Consider the following 15,244-nt stretch of genomic DNA (forward strand, 5'->3'; position numbering starts at 1 on the left):
GGGCGTGCTGCCATCGCCGATCAGCAGTTGCGCCTGCAGCGGCACCAGGTCGCGCTGGGCATAGGTGTTGACGGCCTGCCATCGGCCCGCGCCGTCGATGCCGCGGTTGTAGGTCGAGAAATGACGAAAGCGCCAGTCGCCGAGGTTGAAGCCGCCGCGCAGGCCGACGAACAGGGTGTCGCGCCGCGGCTGCCCGTCGGGTCCCGGGAAGGAGGCGCCGTCGAACGCGCTGCGCGGCGCGGCGAAGGGATCGGAGCTGCGACGGTAGGCGTCGCCGCCGTAGCGGGCGACGTTGACCTGGTAGTCGAGCATCCCGGCCGTGATGCCCCTGTCCCACATGCCGGGGTCCACGGCCCCGCGCGCCGAGCGCTTCATCGCCGCCTGCGGGATGTCGATGCGCAGGTGCATCTTGTCGACGTCGTAGCCGAACGAGGCCTCGGGAATGGCCGCGCCCAGATCGACGCAGGCATCGTCGGCCAACGCCATCAAGGCCGGGAACACCGCCACGTTGACGCCCCATGCGTCGAGCATGGCGCGCGTGAGGCAGGGCTCGGCGTCGTTCCTGTCCTCCCTGGCGTCGAACCGGATCGTGGCCTGCCCGGCGCGTCGCTCGTTGAGCGAGACGTCGACGGTGTACGAGCCCGGCAGCACGCGATTGCCGAAGGCGAAGAGCGAGAGGTCGGCGTTCTGCTGGTCGCCACCGACGCCGAGGAAGCTCGGATTGAAGGACGACGCGGCGAACTGCTGCGCGATGACGGGAGCGCCCCACGCGCCGAGCGCGGCGGCGCACAGGCCGAGGCGAAAGGGCACGCATGCGCGCACCCGCAAGGGATGAGTGCGTGTCATGGTCTCAGCGCTGTGCACCGCCGCTGGACGAAGCCTCGGTCGCGAGAGCCGGCCGGGCCTTCAAGGGCACGGGCTCGGCGCCCGCGGGCACCTCGACGAACTCCTCGGGCGATTCGCTGCCGTAGTCGTTGATCGTGGTGAAGTTGATCTGCACGGCCTGCGGCGCCTTCAGCGTCTTGATCGGAAAGCTCAGCTCACCGAACGGCGGCACCATGCCCGCGTCGAGTTCCTCCTGGTCCTTGCGCTCGGGGCCCTGGCCCTGGTTGACCGTCAGCTTCAGCAGGGTGATGTGGAAGGCGCTCGCGTTGCCGACCTTGAGCACCGCGCCCTGGCCCTGCGCCGGTGCGCTCACCGCCCACTTGAGCAGCGCGCGCGCCTCCGTGGGCGAGCCCGGCAGTCCCGCGGGCCGGTAGAACAGCTTGAGCCGGCTGCGTATCGCCACCTGCAGCACGTTCTCCTGATTCGGCGTCTGGGGAATCTCCTTGACGTTGAGCCAGAACGCCGACTCGCGATCGGCCGGAATCTCGCCGCCCACACGCATGATGCGCAGCAGGTTCTCCTTGCCGGGATCGAGCCGCGACAGCGGCGGCGTGACGACCAGCGGGGTCTTGCCAGCGCCCTCGCCGGCATCGACCCAGGCCTGGACCACATAGGGCGAGGTCCCGATGTTCTTCATCGGCAGGGAGGTTTCGCGCTGCTTCTCGTGGAGGATCACGCGCGTGCCGGACAGCATCACGCTGGCGCTCGCTGCTCCCTGCAGGCAAAGCAGCGCCAGGATGCCGAGCGCCCGCCGAAATCGTTCATTGCTGCACATATCTGTTCCTTGGCGCGATCCACGTCGACGACGCGCGCGCAAGCACTCCGACGCGCCGGCAGCGGCGCCTCGAAGAAAAAGGTTCAACGGAAGACGAAGGCGCGAAAACAGCGCGGCATTGCACCGCGGGACAGCGCGCCGATGACGGCATGAGGCCGCGAGGGCCTCATGCCGCGGTGCCTAATTAGTTATAGGCCACCGTGAATTGCGCGGTGCCATTGGCCGGGCCCGACTTGAGCACGGGATCGGCCGGGGAACCGCCCGTCAGCGGCAAGGTCGAGACATAGCGCGCCTGGAATTGCAGCTTGTTCGTGCCTTGGGCCAGCGCGTATTCGCGCGAAGCCGAGCCCAGCGCAATCTTCTGGCCTTCCCAGTCGCCGATCTGGATGCCCACGCCCTGCGCGGCCGGTGTTCCGGTGCCGGAGCCATCGATCGCCACCAGATCCACGTTGCGGCTGTCGGCCGTGCCCGAGAAGGTCACCTTGGCCTTGTTGCTGCCCGCGGGGCAATCCGCCAGGTTCAGGGTGAACTTGGCCGGGGTCGAACCCGTTCCCACGGTCGGAAAGGCGGTGCGGCTCACCTTGCCCAGCGGCACCGTCAGGTTCTGGCTGTCGGGCGTCAGCGAGCAGATGCTGTCCGTGATCTCGCCGGTGAAGTTGATCTGGCCGTCGGCGGCCAGGGCTGCCTGCGACACGGCGGCGATGGTTGCGATCGCGGCAAAGCGAGAGATGATTTTTTTCGACATTGTTTACCTTAAGAATGAAAACAGGAAATTGCCTGCAAATCCAATTGCAGGCAGCCGGGATCCTATTCATTCATTCTCATTTATTGGCTGCATCGGAAAACAAAGCCGGGCAATACGATTAATTATCCAAGTCAATCCTTAGAATCATTAGCTGGAGCTAATTCAATTAAAAATAAGATTCACAGTTCGGGAATTGCCAGGCGCGTGTCGCAGTGCTCATCGACGCAGGACGCGCCAATCCGCTGGGCGGCGCACCAGGCAGAGCTACAGCGCGAGCGTGCCCTCCACGCAGCTGACGCAGGCACCGCCGACGCGCACCTTGCCGTGGCCATCCACGCGCACCTTCACGCGCCCGTCGCGCCCCACGCAGCGCCCCTGCGCCGCCACGTAGGCGATGCCTTCCGGCGGCAGCAGGCCGCGTTTCCACTGGAAGGCCGCGGCGCTGGCGTTGCCGCTGCCGCAGACCGGGTCTTCCTCGACCCCGCTCGAAGGCGCGAAGGCCCGGACCTCCATCGCCACGTCGCCTTGCGGATAGCGGCCGTACACGATGAGGCCGGTGACGCCCAGGCGGCGCTCGAAGGCCGCGAGCCGCGCGAAGTCGGGCCGCAGGTCGATCACCGTGGCCGCATCGGCCAGTGGCAGCACGATCCAGCGCGGACCCACGTCCACGATGGCAGGCGCGGCCTCGGGGTCGGGCTGGCGGCCCAGGATGTGCTCGAGCTCCGCGAGGTCCTCGGCCGGCAGCGGCGCCAGCTGCGCGGAGGGCAGGGCGAAGGCCAGCTCGCGGCCCTCGGAGCCGGCCTCCACCGTCACGTCGACGAGGCCGACGCCGCATTGCTGCACCAGCCGCCCGCCATCGCGCAGCGCGCCGCGTCCGGCCTCGAGGAAGGCATGCGCGCTGCCCAGGGTCGGATGGCCCGCGAAGGGCAGCTCGTTGCGCGGCGTGAAGATGCGCAGGCGATAGTCCGCCTCGGGCACGGTGGGCGTCAGCACGAAGGTGGTCTCCGAGAGGTTGGTCCAGCGCGCGATGGCCTGCATGGCCTCGGTGTCGAGGCCGTCGGCGTCGAACACCACGGCCACCGGGTTGCCGGCCAGTGGCCTGGAGGTGAAGACGTCGACCACGGTGTAGCGATGGGGTTGTTTCATGCGGGGCTCCAGGGGATGTCGGTGCGCGGGTCGGTGTCGTGGATTCATTTCGCGGCGGCGTCCAGCACCGTCGACAGGGCCGACAGCGCGGGCGCCAGGCGGTCGGGCGGCAGGTAACCGAAGCCCAGGCGGAAGACGCGCTCGCTCTCGCCGAACCATGCGCCCGAGGCCAGTTGCAGTTCGTGCCCCGGCAGCAGTTGCCAGAAGCGCGCGACCGCGCTGTCGTCGAAGCGATCGGCGCGCAGGCGCAGGCAGCACAGCGCGCCGCCGTCCGGACGGATCCATTCGATGCGCTCGCGCTCGGCGTCGCACCAGGCCGTCAATGCGGCGAGGCCTTCGGCCAGCAGCCGGCGACGCGGCGCGAGCACCTGTTCGCGATGGCGCAGCAGCGCGGTGGCCAGCGCCTCGTCGAGCACCGAGCCCGAGATCACGGTGTTCAGCTTGGCGACGACGAGGCGCGCGCGCAGGTCCGCGTCGGGCACGGTGAGCCAGCCGGTGCGCAGGCCCGGTGCGCCCAGCGCCTTCGACACCGAGGCACCCGTGACGATGCGCGGATGCAGCGCGGCCAGGCTTTCGGGCACGGCCTCGTCGCCGTAGCCGGCCTCGCGGTAGGTCTCGTCGATGAAGAGGAGGGCCTGCGGCGCCTGGCTCTGCAGCAGCGCGAGCAGTTGCTCGATGACGGCGCGCGGCGTGCGCACCCCGCTGGGGTTCTGCGGCGAGGCGAGGCTCACGAGCCTGGTCCGCGGCGACAGGCTGGCCGCGATCGCGTCCAGGTCGAGCCGGTAGCCGTTCTCGAAGCGCAGCCGTACTTCGCGCACGCCGACGCCCGCGCCGAGCAGGCAGTCGCGGCTCGGCGGAAAGCAGGGCGTCACGAGCACCGCTTCGTCGCCGGGGCGGCAGACTTCGAAGGCCAGCAGGAACAGCCCGAGCGCCGTGCCCTGGGTCGTGACGATCCAATCGGCGGGCACGCCGCAAGCCCTGGCGATCTCCTCGCGCAATTCGAGCGAGCCGGCGGAGCGCCCGTAGCCCAGCTTCAGGCCGCGCAGCGTCTCGAGCCCGGCCATGTGCAGCACCTCGCCGACCGTCAGGTCCTGCGAGGTGCTCTCGGCCAGGTTGAACGGGCGGTTCACGTCGAGCAGCGAGATGATCTCGTTGTACGGAAAGCGGCCGCGCCACGCCGGCCGTGCCGCCGCGGGGGCTTCGTGTTCAAGCACTGTCATTCGTTTCCAGATGGCCCGGGTGAGAGCGTCGTCCAGGAGCCCGGGGCGCGTCGGGCAGCGTGGAAGAGGGGAACATCGGGTGATCCTAATGATCGCCCGTGGATCGGAACAGCCACAATTTCCATCGAATCGGACCAGTACAGTTTGCGCGCCTTCGAGGGTCCCTTCGCCCACAATCGAGCCTCGTCATGCACGGGCTCCCCATGAACACAGGCACCCTCCAGCGCCGCAAGCAGCCGGCCGGCAGCGCGCCCACACCGCATCGCTACGAGCAGCTCGCCGAGCTGATCGTCGACACGATCGACAACGGCACGCTCGCGCCCGGCGAGCGGCTGCCGTCGGTGCGCGCGGTCAGCGAGCGGCACGGCATCAGCATCTCCACGGTGCTGCAGGCCTATCGGTTGCTCGAGGACCGCGGCGTGCTGGTCGCGCGGCCGCAGTCGGGCTTCTATGTCGCCGCCACGCAGGGCGCGACGCTGGCGCTGCCCTCGGCCTCGCGCCTGCGCTCGAAAGCCTCGACCGTGTCGATCAGCGGCGCCGTCGCGGCCCTGCTCGAGCACGCATCGAATCCGGCGCTGGTGCCGCTGGGCTGCGCGGTGCCCGACGCGGCATCGCTGCAATCGCACCGGCTCGACCTCGCGCTGGCCCGCGCCGCGCGCCAGCACGGCGACCGCCACAACGTCTACGGCACGCCGCGCGGCGACCCGCGGCTGCGCCGCGAGATCTCGCGGCGCGCGATGCGCATCGGGCATGCGCTGTCGCCCGACGACGTGGTCATCACCAACGGCTGCACCGAAGCCTTCACGCTGGCGCTGAGCGCCGTCGCCAGGCCCGGCGACACCATCGCGGTCGAGTCGCCCACCTACTTCGGCTTTCTCCACACGCTCGAGGTGCTCGGCCTCAAGGCCCTGGAGCTGCCCACCGATCCCGTCGACGGCATCCACATCGAGGCCTTCGCGCGGCTGCTCGATGCCGCTCCGGTGGCGGCCTGCCTGCTGTCGTCGAGCTTCGGCAATCCGCTGGGCGTGTCGATGCCCGACGCGCGCAAGCGCGAGCTGCTGGCCCTGCTCGCGCGGCACGAGGTGCCGCTGATCGAGGACGACATCTACGGCGAGATCCACTTCGCGCGCGAGCGGCCCACGCCCTTCATCGCGCTCGACGGCGGCGCGAACACCATCTATTGCAGCTCGTTCTCGAAGAGCCTCGCGCCCGGCTACCGCGTGGGCTGGATCGCGCCCGGCAGATACGCGCAGCAGGTGGTCGACCGCAAGCTCGCCTTCAGCCTCTGCAGCCCGGTGCTGCCGCAGGTCGCGCTCGCGGACTTCCTGGCCAGCGGCGCCTGACGACGCCCACATGCGCCGGCTGCGCCGCGTGCTCGAACAGAACCTGCGGCACCTGACCCGCGCCATCGAGGCGGGCTTTCCGGTCGGGACGCGCGTGAGCCGGCCCACCGGCGGCTTTGCGCTGTGGCTCGAGCTGCCCCGCGGCTTCGACTCGCGCATGCTGTTCGACGAGGCGATCGAGCACGGCATCTGCTTCGCGCCGGGCGATGTCTTCTCGGCGAGCCGGCGCTTCCGGAACTGCCTGCGCCTGAGCGCGGGCTGGACCTGGAGCGAACGGATCGAGGAGGGGGTTCGGCGCCTCGGCGCGCTGGCCCGGCGCCAGGGCCCGGCCTGAGACACGGTCGGCGCGGTCGGCGCGGTCGGCGCGGTCGGCGCGCGGGGACCGACCCACGTTCTCGCGTCCTCCCGCCCTCGTTTTTATGGTTTTTTTACCCCCCCTTTAGAACATTTGTCCCTGTTTTTACGCACGCCTGCCGAGACTTCCTGACTTGTTTCGTTTGCAGGAGAGATGCATGGACTTCTTGTGGATTGCCGCCATCGCGGCGATGTGGGTCGTGATGGCCGAGCTGGTGGTCGGGCTGTACAAGCTCGATGCGCCCAAGGGAGAGCGGCAATGATCGGCCTCGACATCCTCTACGGATTCGCGGGGCTGGTGGCCGTGATCCTGTTCGCCTACCTCGTGTTCGCGCTGATCTGCGCCGAGGAGTTCTGACCATGGCCAGCTCCGCCTGGGGCCTGCTGGCCCTGTATCTCGTCATCCTGCTGGTGCTGGCCTGGCCCATCGGCAAGTTCCTCGCCGCGCTGTGCAACGAGCGGGTGCCGCGCTGGATGCAGCGCGTCGAGGCGCCGCTCTACAAGCTCGCGGGCACGAGGCCCGAGCGCTCGATGCACTGGCGCACCTACGCCTTCGCGCTGCTCGCCTTCAATGCGATCGGCGCGCTGGTGGTCTACGGCCTGCAACGCCTGCAGGGCTGGCTGCCGCTGAATCCCGCGGGCATGGGCGCGGTGTCGCCCGACTCGGCCTTCAACACCGCCATCAGCTTCGTCTCCAACACCAACTGGCAGGGCTACGCCGGCGAGTCGACCATGAGCTACCTGACGCAGATGCTCGGGCTCACGGTGCAGAACTTCGTCTCCGGCGCCACCGGCATCGCGGTGGCGTTCGCGCTGGTGCGCGGCTTCGCGGCGCGCCGCACCGACGGCAAGGGCTTCGTCGGCAACTTCTGGGCCGACGTCACGCGCGTCACGCTGTGGGTGCTGGTGCCGCTGTCCTTCGTGCTCGCGCTGCTGCTCGCGGGCCAGGGCGTGATCCAGAACTTCGACGCCTACAAGGAAGTCGCCACGCTCGAGACCACGGCCTTCCAGCAGCCGAAGAACGGGCCCGACGGCCAGCCGCTGAAGGACGAGAAGGGCCAGCCGGTGATGGAGGACGCCACCACCAAGACGCAGACGCTCGCCATGGGCCCGGTGGCTTCGCAAGAGGCCATCAAGATGCTCGGCACCAACGGCGGCGGCTTCTTCAACGCCAACTCGGCGCATCCCTACGAGAACCCGACGGCCTTCAGCAACCTGCTGGAGATGATCGCGATCTTCCTGATCCCGGCCGCGCTGTGCTTCACCTTCGGCAGCGTGGTGGGCGACATGCGCCAGGGCTGGGCCATCCTCGCCGCGATGACGGTGATGTTCGTCGTCGCGGTGGTGGTCATCACGCCCGCGGAGCAGCTCGGCAATCCCCTGTTCGGGCCGCTGGGGGTCGACCAGATATCGAGCGCGCTGCAAAGCGGCGGCAACATGGAAGGCAAGGAGGTTCGCTTCGGCATCGATGCCTCGTCGCTGTTCGCCGTCATCACCACGGCCGCCTCGTGCGGCGCGGTGAACGCAATGCACGACTCGCTCACGCCGCTCGGCGGCATGGTGCCGATGGTGCTGATGCAGCTGGGCGAGGTGGTGTTCGGCGGCGTGGGCACGGGCCTCTACAGCATGCTGATCTTCGCCATCCTCGCGGTGTTCATCGCGGGCCTGATGATCGGCCGCACGCCGGAGTACCTCGGCAAGAAGATCGAGGTCTACGAGATGAAGCTGACCTCGATCGCGATCCTCGTGACGCCGATCCTGGTGCTGGCCGGCACGGCCGTCGCCGTGGTCGCGGATGCCGGCAAGGCGGGCATCGCCAACCCGGGCGCGCACGGCTTCTCGGAAGTCCTGTACGCGCTGACCTCGGCCGGCAACAACAACGGCAGCGCCTTCGCGGGCCTGTCGGCCAACACGCCCTTCTACAACGCGCTGCTGGCGGTGGCCATGTGGTTCGGCCGCTTCGGCGTGATCGTTCCCGTGCTGGCCATCGCCGGCGCGCTGGCCGCCAAGAAGCGCCTGCCGGTCACCTCGGGAACCATGCCCACGCATGGCCCGCTGTTCGTGACGCTGCTGATCGGCACCGTGCTGCTGGTGGGCTTGCTCAACTACGTGCCCTCGCTCGCGCTGGGACCGATCGTCGAGCACCTGATGCTGTGGGCAAAGTGAGGCCCGGACCATGACTACCAAAACCAACACTTCTCTTTCGCTGTTCGATGCCGAGCTGCTGCGCCCGGCGCTGTGGTCCTCGGTGGCCAAGCTGAGCCCGCGCGTGCAATGGCGCAACCCGGTGATGTTCATCGTCTACATCGGGAGCATCCTGACCACCCTGCTGTGGGTGCACGCGCTGAGCTTCCCGGGCGACACCGGCATGAAGCCCGCCTTCGTGCTGGCCGTGACCATCTGGCTGTGGTTCACCGTGCTGTTCGCGAACTTCGCCGAGGCACTGGCCGAAGGCCGCAGCAAGGCGCAGGCCGCCTCGCTGCGCAGCCTGCGCAAGGACACCTGGGCCAAGAAGCTCAAGGAGCCGTTCCACGGCGCGGCCTTCCTGCCCGAACAGGCCACCAACCTGCGCAAGGGCGACGTGGTGCTGGTCGAGTCGGGCGACGTGGTGCCGCTCGACGGCGAGGTCATCGAAGGCGTGGCCTCGGTCGACGAGAGCGCCATCACCGGCGAATCGGCTCCGGTGGTGCGCGAATCGGGCGGCGACTTCTCTGCGGTGACCGGCGGCACCCGCGTGCTGTCCGACTGGCTGGTGGTGCGCATCGCGGTGAATCCGGGCGAATCCTTCCTCGACCGGATGATCTCGATGGTCGAGGCCGCCAAGCGCCAGAAGACGCCCAACGAGATCGCGCTGACCATCCTGCTGGTGGCGCTCACGCTGGTGTTCCTGGTCGTCACCGCCACGCTGCTGCCGTTCTCGGTCTTCAGCGTGGGTGTCTCCAGCGCGGGCAGCGTGGTGTCGCTGACGGCGCTCGTTGCGCTGCTGGTGTGCCTGATCCCCACCACCATCGGCGGCCTGCTGTCGGCCATCGGCGTGGCGGGCATGAGCCGCATGATGCAGGCCAACGTGATCGCGACCTCGGGCCGCGCGGTGGAAGCCGCCGGCGACGTCGACGTGCTGCTGCTCGACAAGACCGGCACCATCACGCACGGCAACCGCCAGGCGACCTCGTTCCTGCCCGCCCCGGGCGTGACCAAGGCGCGGCTCGCGCGCGCCGCGATGCTCGCATCGATGGCCGACGAGACCCCCGAGGGCCGCAGCATCGTCGAGCTCGCGCGCCGCGACGGGCTGGAGATGGCCGCCGTCGAGGGCGCGAATTTCGTGCCCTTCACCGCGCAGACCCGCATGAGCGGTGTCGACCTGCCGGCCGGGCCGAACAGCCTGAGCGTCGATCCGATCGTGCTGCGCAAGGGCGCGGTCGAGGCGGTGCGCCGCCACGTCGAGTCGCTCGGCGGCGCGATGGCGCCCGAGGTGCTGCGCGCCTCCGAGGAGGCCGCGCGCCGCGGCAGCACCCCGCTGGCGGTGGCCGAGGGCGAGCGCGTGCTCGGCATCGTCGAGCTCAAGGACATCGTGAAGACCGGCATCAAGGAGCGCTTCGCCGAGCTGCGCCGCATGGGCATCAAGACGGTGATGATCACCGGCGACAACAAGCTCACCGCCGCGGCGATCGCAGCCGAGGCCGGCGTCGACGACTTCCTGGCCGAGGCCACGCCCGAGGACAAGCTCGCGCTGATCCGCCAGTACCAGGCCGAGGGCCGGCTGGTCGCGATGACCGGCGACGGCACCAACGACGCGCCCGCGCTCGCGCAGGCCGACGTGGCGGTGGCCATGGGCAGCGGCACGCAGGCCGCGAAGGAGGCCGGCAACATGGTCGACCTGGATTCCAACCCGACCAAGCTGCTCGAGGTGGTGGAGACCGGCAAGGCGCTCCTGATGACGCGCGGCTCGTTGACCACCTTCTCGATCGCCAACGACGTGGCGAAGTACTTCGCGATCATTCCCGCGATCTTCGTCTCGACCTATCCGCAGCTGGGCGCGCTCAACGTGATGGGCCTCGCGAGCCCGTCTTCCGCGATCCTGTCGGCGGTGATCTTCAACGCACTGGTGATCGTGTTCCTGATCCCGCTGGCGCTCAAGGGCGTGCGCTACCGGCCGGTGGGCGCCGCCGCGCTGCTGCGACGCAACCTCGCCATCTACGGCCTGGGCGGCCTGCTCGTTCCCTTCATCGGCATCAAGTTGATCGACTGGCTGCTCGTGGCCGTCCATCTCGTCTGAGGAGTTTCCCGTCATGAACAACACCATCGTCAATCCCATCGACAACGGCAGCGAAAAGGGCGGCGTCATCCGCCCGGCCCTCGTCGTCTTCGTGCTGGTGAGCGCGCTCACCGGCCTGATCTATCCGATGGCCGTCACCGGCGCCGCCAAAGCGGTGTTTCCCGCGCAGGCGGACGGCAGCCTGATCGTGCTCGACGGCACCACCGTCGGCTCGAAGCTGATCGGCCAGAACTTCAGCGATCCCAAGCACTTCTGGGGTCGTCCCTCGGCCACCGCGCCGCAGCCCTACAACGCGAGCGCCTCGGGCGGCGCGAACCAGGGCCCGCTGAACCCGGCGCTGACCGATGCGGTGAAGGCGCGCGTAGAGGCCCTGCGCGCGGCCGACCCGGGCAACACGGCGCCGGTGCCGGTCGACCTCGTGACGGCCTCGGCCAGCGGGCTCGATCCCGACATCAGCCCGGCCGCGGCGCAGTACCAGGCGCCGCGCGTCGCGCGCGCGCGCGGCCTGCCGCTGGCGCAGGTGCAGGCGCTGATCGACGACAACACGCAGAAGCCGCTGCTGGGCATCCTGGGCGAATCGCGCGTCAACGTGCTCGCGTTGAACCTCGCGCTCGACAAGGCCCGTTGAACGCGCCGCCGCGCCACGGCACCACGACGAATTCTTTATGCGCGGGCCGCGTCTTTTGACGCGGCTTTTACGGGCCGACTCCTAGCCTACGCGCTCCTCCATTCCTTGATTCTTCCCATGAAAAAGATCCCCGCCCGGGCCGCTTCAACCCTCGAACGGAAGCCCGTGCTGGCGCTGTTCGCCGCACTGGCCGCATCGGGCGCCGCCTTCGCGCAGACCGCCCCGGACGCCGCCGCGGCACCCGCCGCCTCGCCGATCACGGCCAACATCTCGCTGACCACGAACTACAAGTTCCGCGGCCAGGACCAGGACATGCTCGGCAGGAACGACTACGCCAAGACCCGCGGCGCCAAGCCCGCGATCCAGGGCGGCTTCGACTACGCCTTCGGCGAGAGCGGCTTCTACGTCGGCAACTGGAACTCCAGCGTCAACTGGCTCCAGGGCAACAGCATCGAGAGCGGCATCTACGGCGGCTACAAGTTCAAGGCCGGCCCGCTGGACATGGACGTCGGTGCGCTGACCTACATCTACCCCGGCAACGCCGTGGGCAACACCACCGAGCTGTACATCGGCGCCACCTACGCCAGCGAAAGCTTCGGCTCGTTCACGGCCAAGTACTCGCACACGGTGTCGAAGGACTACTTCGGCTTCGCGGGCAACAAGCTGGGCTCGGGCCTCAAGGGCACCAACACCGGCTACCTGAACCTGGCCTACAGCAAGGAGATCGCGCCCAAGCTCACCTTGAAGGCCGCGGTGGGCTACACGGCCCTGTCGAGCGACATCCGCAGGCACACGGCCTACAAGAGCTATGTCGACTACAACCTGGGCGCCACCTACGACTTCGGCGGCGGGCTCACGCTCACCGGCTCGGTGCAGGGCGCGAACCGGAAGGACGCCTACAACGCCGCGGCCGGGCCGCTCTACGACTTCGGCTTCTACACGACGCAGCAGGTCTACTCGCCGAACAAGGCGCGCTTCATCCTCACGCTGACGAAGACGCTCTGAGCCTCGAAGCAGGCGCGTCCTCGCGAACCCCATGCCCGCGGCAGGAACCCTTCGGTCCCGCGCCGCGGCATGGGTTCGCGCGCTTCGGGCCCTGCCCGACATGAGCCTGCATTGGTCCTGCTGCGGGACACCGGTGCGTGCGCCCGCGCAGGCGGACGGTACCGACCTTCCCGTGGCCCGCTGCGGCCATTGCGGAGCGCACTGGCTTCATTCGGCCGGCACCGATCGCTGGGAGCCGCTGTGCTTCGGCGATCGCGCCACGCCGCGTCGGGCGGCATGAGGCGCATCGGCCGCTGCCGCATTCATTTTTACGCGGCATTTCCAGCGCGCCCCGCATTGTTTACACCGTTTTCACACGCTGCTTCCGATACTGGAGCCCTGTTCATTTCCATTGCAGGAGCTTCATGGCATACGCCGCTTATCGGGAATACGCAGGCACCGTGCGTGCCAGGCGCGAGACCACCTTCAAGGTGCTCGATGTCACGGTGCCATCGGTCGACGCCTGCCGCGTCCGGCGCGGCATCGCGGCATGCCCGGGCGCCGGCGTGCTGCGCTGCGAACCCCTGATCCGCGTCAATGCCGCCTGCGCCAGCGCCGCGCCGCGCGCCCGCCTGATGATCCGGCTGCCGCTGGAGAGCTATGCCGCCGTCATGCACTGCCTGCTCGAATGCGCGCCCGATGGCGAGATCGGCCATCTCGCGAGCTGGGGCGAGCATCTGCGGCGCTACGGCATCGCCAACGGCGGCTGAACGTATTCGCCGCGCGCCGACGGCTCAGTCCGCGCGCGGCAGCCGCAACGCGAACACGGCACCGCCGCCGATCGCGTTGCCGGCCTCGACGCGCCCGCCGCAGGAGGCCGCGATGGCCTGGGAGATCGCGAGTCCCAGGCCGACCCCGGGAATGTGTTCGGAACGCGTGTTCGCCCCGCGGTGGAAGCGCTCGAACAGGTGCGGGATCTCGTCCTGGCGGATGCCGGCACCGGCATCGATCACGCGCACGACGGCGCTTCGGCCCTCGCTCGCCATCTCCACCCGCACTTGCCCGCCCGGCGGCGAGAACTTCACGGCGTTGTCCAGCAGGTTGGCCAGCACCAGGCTCACGGCGCCGCGGGCCGCCGTGGCCTCGACCGGCGCACCGGGCACCACGACGATCTCGACCCGGCGCTCGCGCGCCGAGGGCTGCAGTCGCCGCACCGCGTCCTCCACCAGTTCGCCGAGCGCGATCGCCTCCACCGAGCCGCGCTCCTGCCCGGCGTCGATGCGCGCCAGCGTCAGCAGTTCCTCCACCAGCAGCGTGAGGCGCTCGACCTCTTCCATGCTCGATCGCAGGGCGGCGACGTAGTCGGCCGGATCGCGCGGCCTGCGCAGCGCGAGCTCGAGTTCGGTGCGCAGGCGCGAGAGCGGCGAGCGCAACTCGTGCGAGGCATCGGCGGTGAAGCGGCGCTGGGCCTCGAAGCCCTGCTCGAGGCGGGACAGCATCTCGTTGAGCGTGTCCACCAGGCGGCCGATCTCGTCGCGCGTGCCCGGATGCGGCAGCCGCTCGCTCAGGCGGGTGCCGCCGATCTGGTGAGCCTGTCGCACCACCTCGTCGATGGCCCGGAACGCGCCGCGCGTCAGCCACGCGCCCGCGGCGCCGATGGTCAGCAGCAGCGCGAAGCCCATGACGACGAACAGCAGGCTCGCGGAGTCGACCACGTGGTTGACGTCGTCCAGCGAGCCGGCGACCTGCACCGCGAGCACGGCACCATGGCCCTGCACCGGAACCGACACCATGCGCACCGGCTCCTCGCCGAAGCTGTCGAGGGTCTGGAAGACGGTCTCGCCGGCCGCGAGGCGTTCCCGCAGCGCGGCCGCCGCCGGCAGCGTGGCCTCGCCCAGGTTCGCGCTGCGCGCCATCGCGTGGCCGTCGGCGTCGATGATCTGCACCAGCCGGTCGAGGCGCACCAGCGAGGGCGGGGCCGTCGATTCGCGCGAGTAGTCGTGCACGGCCACCGCAGGTCCCGCAGTGGCCGGCAGCATGGCGAGCTCGGTCTCGGCCAGCGCGAGCAGCGCCGCATCGAGCTGGCCGTGCACCGCGCGCGCCAGGCTCCAGTGGGCACCGGCGGCGGCCAGCGCCACCACCAGCACGATGGCGCCCATGTAGGCCAGCGCCAGCCGCGCGCGCAGGCTAAGCATCGCCGCCTTCGGGGGCGGCCAGCCGGAAGCCGCGGCCGCGCACGGTCTGGATCAGCGGCGGCTGGCCCGGCGGATCGACCTTGCGGCGCAGGTTGCCCATGTGCACGTCGATCAGGTTGTCGATCGCGATCAGGTCGTCCTTCCACACCTGCTCGGCCAGGCGCGCGCGGCTCACCAGCGCGCCGGCATGCCGCAGCAGGATGTGCAGGATCGCGTACTCCTTGCGCGTGAGCTCCAGCACCTGTTCGCCGCGCGTGACGCGCTGGCTGCCGGGCTCGAGCCGCAGGTCGGCCACGGCCAGCACGGCGGGGCGCGTCAGCTCGGAGCGGCGCAGCAGGGCGCGCGAGCGGGCCAGCAGTTCCTCGAAGGCGAAGGGCTTGGTGAGGTAGTCGTCGGCGCCGGTGTCGAGGCCCATCACGCGGTCGGCGAGCGCATCGCGCGCGGTGAGCATCAGGATCGGCACCTGCATGCCGCGCGCGCGCAGCTCGCGGCAGACCGAGAGGCCGTCCTTGCCGGGCAGAAACCAGTCGAGCACGATCAGGTCGTAGCCCGTGACGAAGGCGAGCTCGTCGCCTTCCTCCGCCGAATGAGCGACGTCCACCTGGAAACCCTCTTCCTCGAAGGCGCGGGCCAGCAGGCGCGCGGCCTTGCGGTCGTCCTCGATCAGCAGAATCCTCATGCCCGCGATTTTCC

General features: G+C 69.5%; 15 protein-coding genes. 9 read left to right on the plus strand and 6 right to left on the minus strand.

Annotated features, from left to right (window positions below):
- Window positions 1–442 precede the first annotated feature (442 nt).
- Window positions 443–835, plus strand: coding sequence for a hypothetical protein (locus tag ACHMXE_RS00040; RefSeq protein WP_395346181.1), 393 nt, complete (start codon window positions 443–445; stop codon window positions 833–835).
- A 15-nt stretch (window positions 836–850) separates the two neighbouring features.
- On the opposite strand, the gene ACHMXE_RS00045 is transcribed toward ACHMXE_RS00040, so the two are convergent.
- From ACHMXE_RS00045 to ACHMXE_RS00060, 4 genes are all read right to left on the minus strand, one after another.
- Entirely contained in the window at window positions 851–1,660 is an 810-nt protein-coding gene (locus tag ACHMXE_RS00045; RefSeq protein WP_395346182.1) for a molecular chaperone, read from the minus strand.
- Between the two features lie 184 nt (window positions 1,661–1,844).
- Entirely contained in the window at window positions 1,845–2,354 is a 510-nt protein-coding gene (locus tag ACHMXE_RS00050; protein WP_093349722.1) for a fimbrial protein, read from the minus strand.
- Between the two features lie 315 nt (window positions 2,355–2,669).
- Complete coding sequence (locus ACHMXE_RS00055; protein ID WP_395346183.1) at window positions 2,670–3,551, minus strand: PhzF family phenazine biosynthesis protein; 882 nt, start codon at window positions 3,549–3,551, stop codon at window positions 2,670–2,672.
- Window positions 3,552–3,595: 44 nt separating this feature from the next.
- A complete protein-coding gene (locus ACHMXE_RS00060) occupies window positions 3,596–4,771 on the minus strand; it encodes a pyridoxal phosphate-dependent aminotransferase (protein WP_395346185.1) in 1,176 nt (391 codons plus the stop codon).
- A gap of 203 nt (window positions 4,772–4,974) precedes the next feature.
- On the opposite strand from ACHMXE_RS00060, the gene ACHMXE_RS00065 reads away from it, so the two are divergent.
- The 8 genes from ACHMXE_RS00065 to ACHMXE_RS00100 all read left to right on the plus strand — a co-directional run bounded on the left by ACHMXE_RS00065 (window position 4,975) and on the right by ACHMXE_RS00100 (window position 13,126).
- Window positions 4,975–6,114 (plus strand): PLP-dependent aminotransferase family protein, encoded by a 1,140-nt coding sequence (locus ACHMXE_RS00065; protein ID WP_395346186.1) that lies wholly within the window; start codon window positions 4,975–4,977, stop codon window positions 6,112–6,114.
- 10 nt (window positions 6,115–6,124) lie between these two features.
- Window positions 6,125–6,448: a hypothetical protein gene (locus ACHMXE_RS00070; RefSeq protein WP_395346188.1), complete on the plus strand. Its 324-nt coding sequence runs from the start codon at window positions 6,125–6,127 to the stop codon at window positions 6,446–6,448.
- Between the two features lie 279 nt (window positions 6,449–6,727).
- The gene (gene kdpF, locus ACHMXE_RS00075; protein ID WP_203207297.1) at window positions 6,728–6,826 is read left to right on the plus strand and encodes a K(+)-transporting ATPase subunit F; all 99 of its coding nucleotides are present in this window, start codon (window positions 6,728–6,730) and stop codon (window positions 6,824–6,826) included.
- Between the two features lie 2 nt (window positions 6,827–6,828).
- A complete protein-coding gene (kdpA, locus tag ACHMXE_RS00080; RefSeq protein WP_395346189.1) occupies window positions 6,829–8,634 on the plus strand; it encodes a potassium-transporting ATPase subunit KdpA in 1,806 nt (601 codons plus the stop codon).
- 10 nt (window positions 8,635–8,644) lie between these two features.
- Window positions 8,645–10,744 (plus strand): potassium-transporting ATPase subunit KdpB, encoded by a 2,100-nt coding sequence (kdpB, locus tag ACHMXE_RS00085; RefSeq protein WP_395346190.1) that lies wholly within the window; start codon window positions 8,645–8,647, stop codon window positions 10,742–10,744.
- A gap of 13 nt (window positions 10,745–10,757) precedes the next feature.
- Window positions 10,758–11,372, plus strand: a complete 615-nt coding sequence (gene kdpC / locus ACHMXE_RS00090; RefSeq protein WP_395346192.1) for a potassium-transporting ATPase subunit KdpC — start codon at window positions 10,758–10,760, stop codon at window positions 11,370–11,372.
- A 117-nt stretch (window positions 11,373–11,489) separates the two neighbouring features.
- A complete protein-coding gene (locus ACHMXE_RS00095; protein WP_395346193.1) occupies window positions 11,490–12,377 on the plus strand; it encodes a TorF family putative porin in 888 nt (295 codons plus the stop codon).
- 404 nt (window positions 12,378–12,781) lie between these two features.
- Window positions 12,782–13,126: a hypothetical protein gene (locus ACHMXE_RS00100; protein WP_203207292.1), complete on the plus strand. Its 345-nt coding sequence runs from the start codon at window positions 12,782–12,784 to the stop codon at window positions 13,124–13,126.
- A 24-nt stretch (window positions 13,127–13,150) separates the two neighbouring features.
- On the opposite strand, the gene ACHMXE_RS00105 is transcribed toward ACHMXE_RS00100, so the two are convergent.
- Window positions 13,151–14,551 carry an ATP-binding protein gene (locus ACHMXE_RS00105; protein ID WP_395346194.1) on the minus strand — a complete coding sequence of 467 codons (1,401 nt, stop codon included), beginning with the start codon at window positions 14,549–14,551 and terminating at the stop codon, window positions 13,151–13,153.
- Complete coding sequence (locus ACHMXE_RS00110) at window positions 14,544–15,230, minus strand: response regulator transcription factor (protein ID WP_395346195.1); 687 nt, start codon at window positions 15,228–15,230, stop codon at window positions 14,544–14,546. The genes ACHMXE_RS00105 and ACHMXE_RS00110 overlap by 8 nt, the downstream gene beginning before the upstream one ends.
- Window positions 15,231–15,244 lie beyond the last annotated feature (14 nt).

The organism is Variovorax sp. UC122_21 (assembly GCF_044056785.1).
Lineage (GTDB): Bacteria > Pseudomonadota > Gammaproteobacteria > Burkholderiales > Burkholderiaceae_C > Variovorax.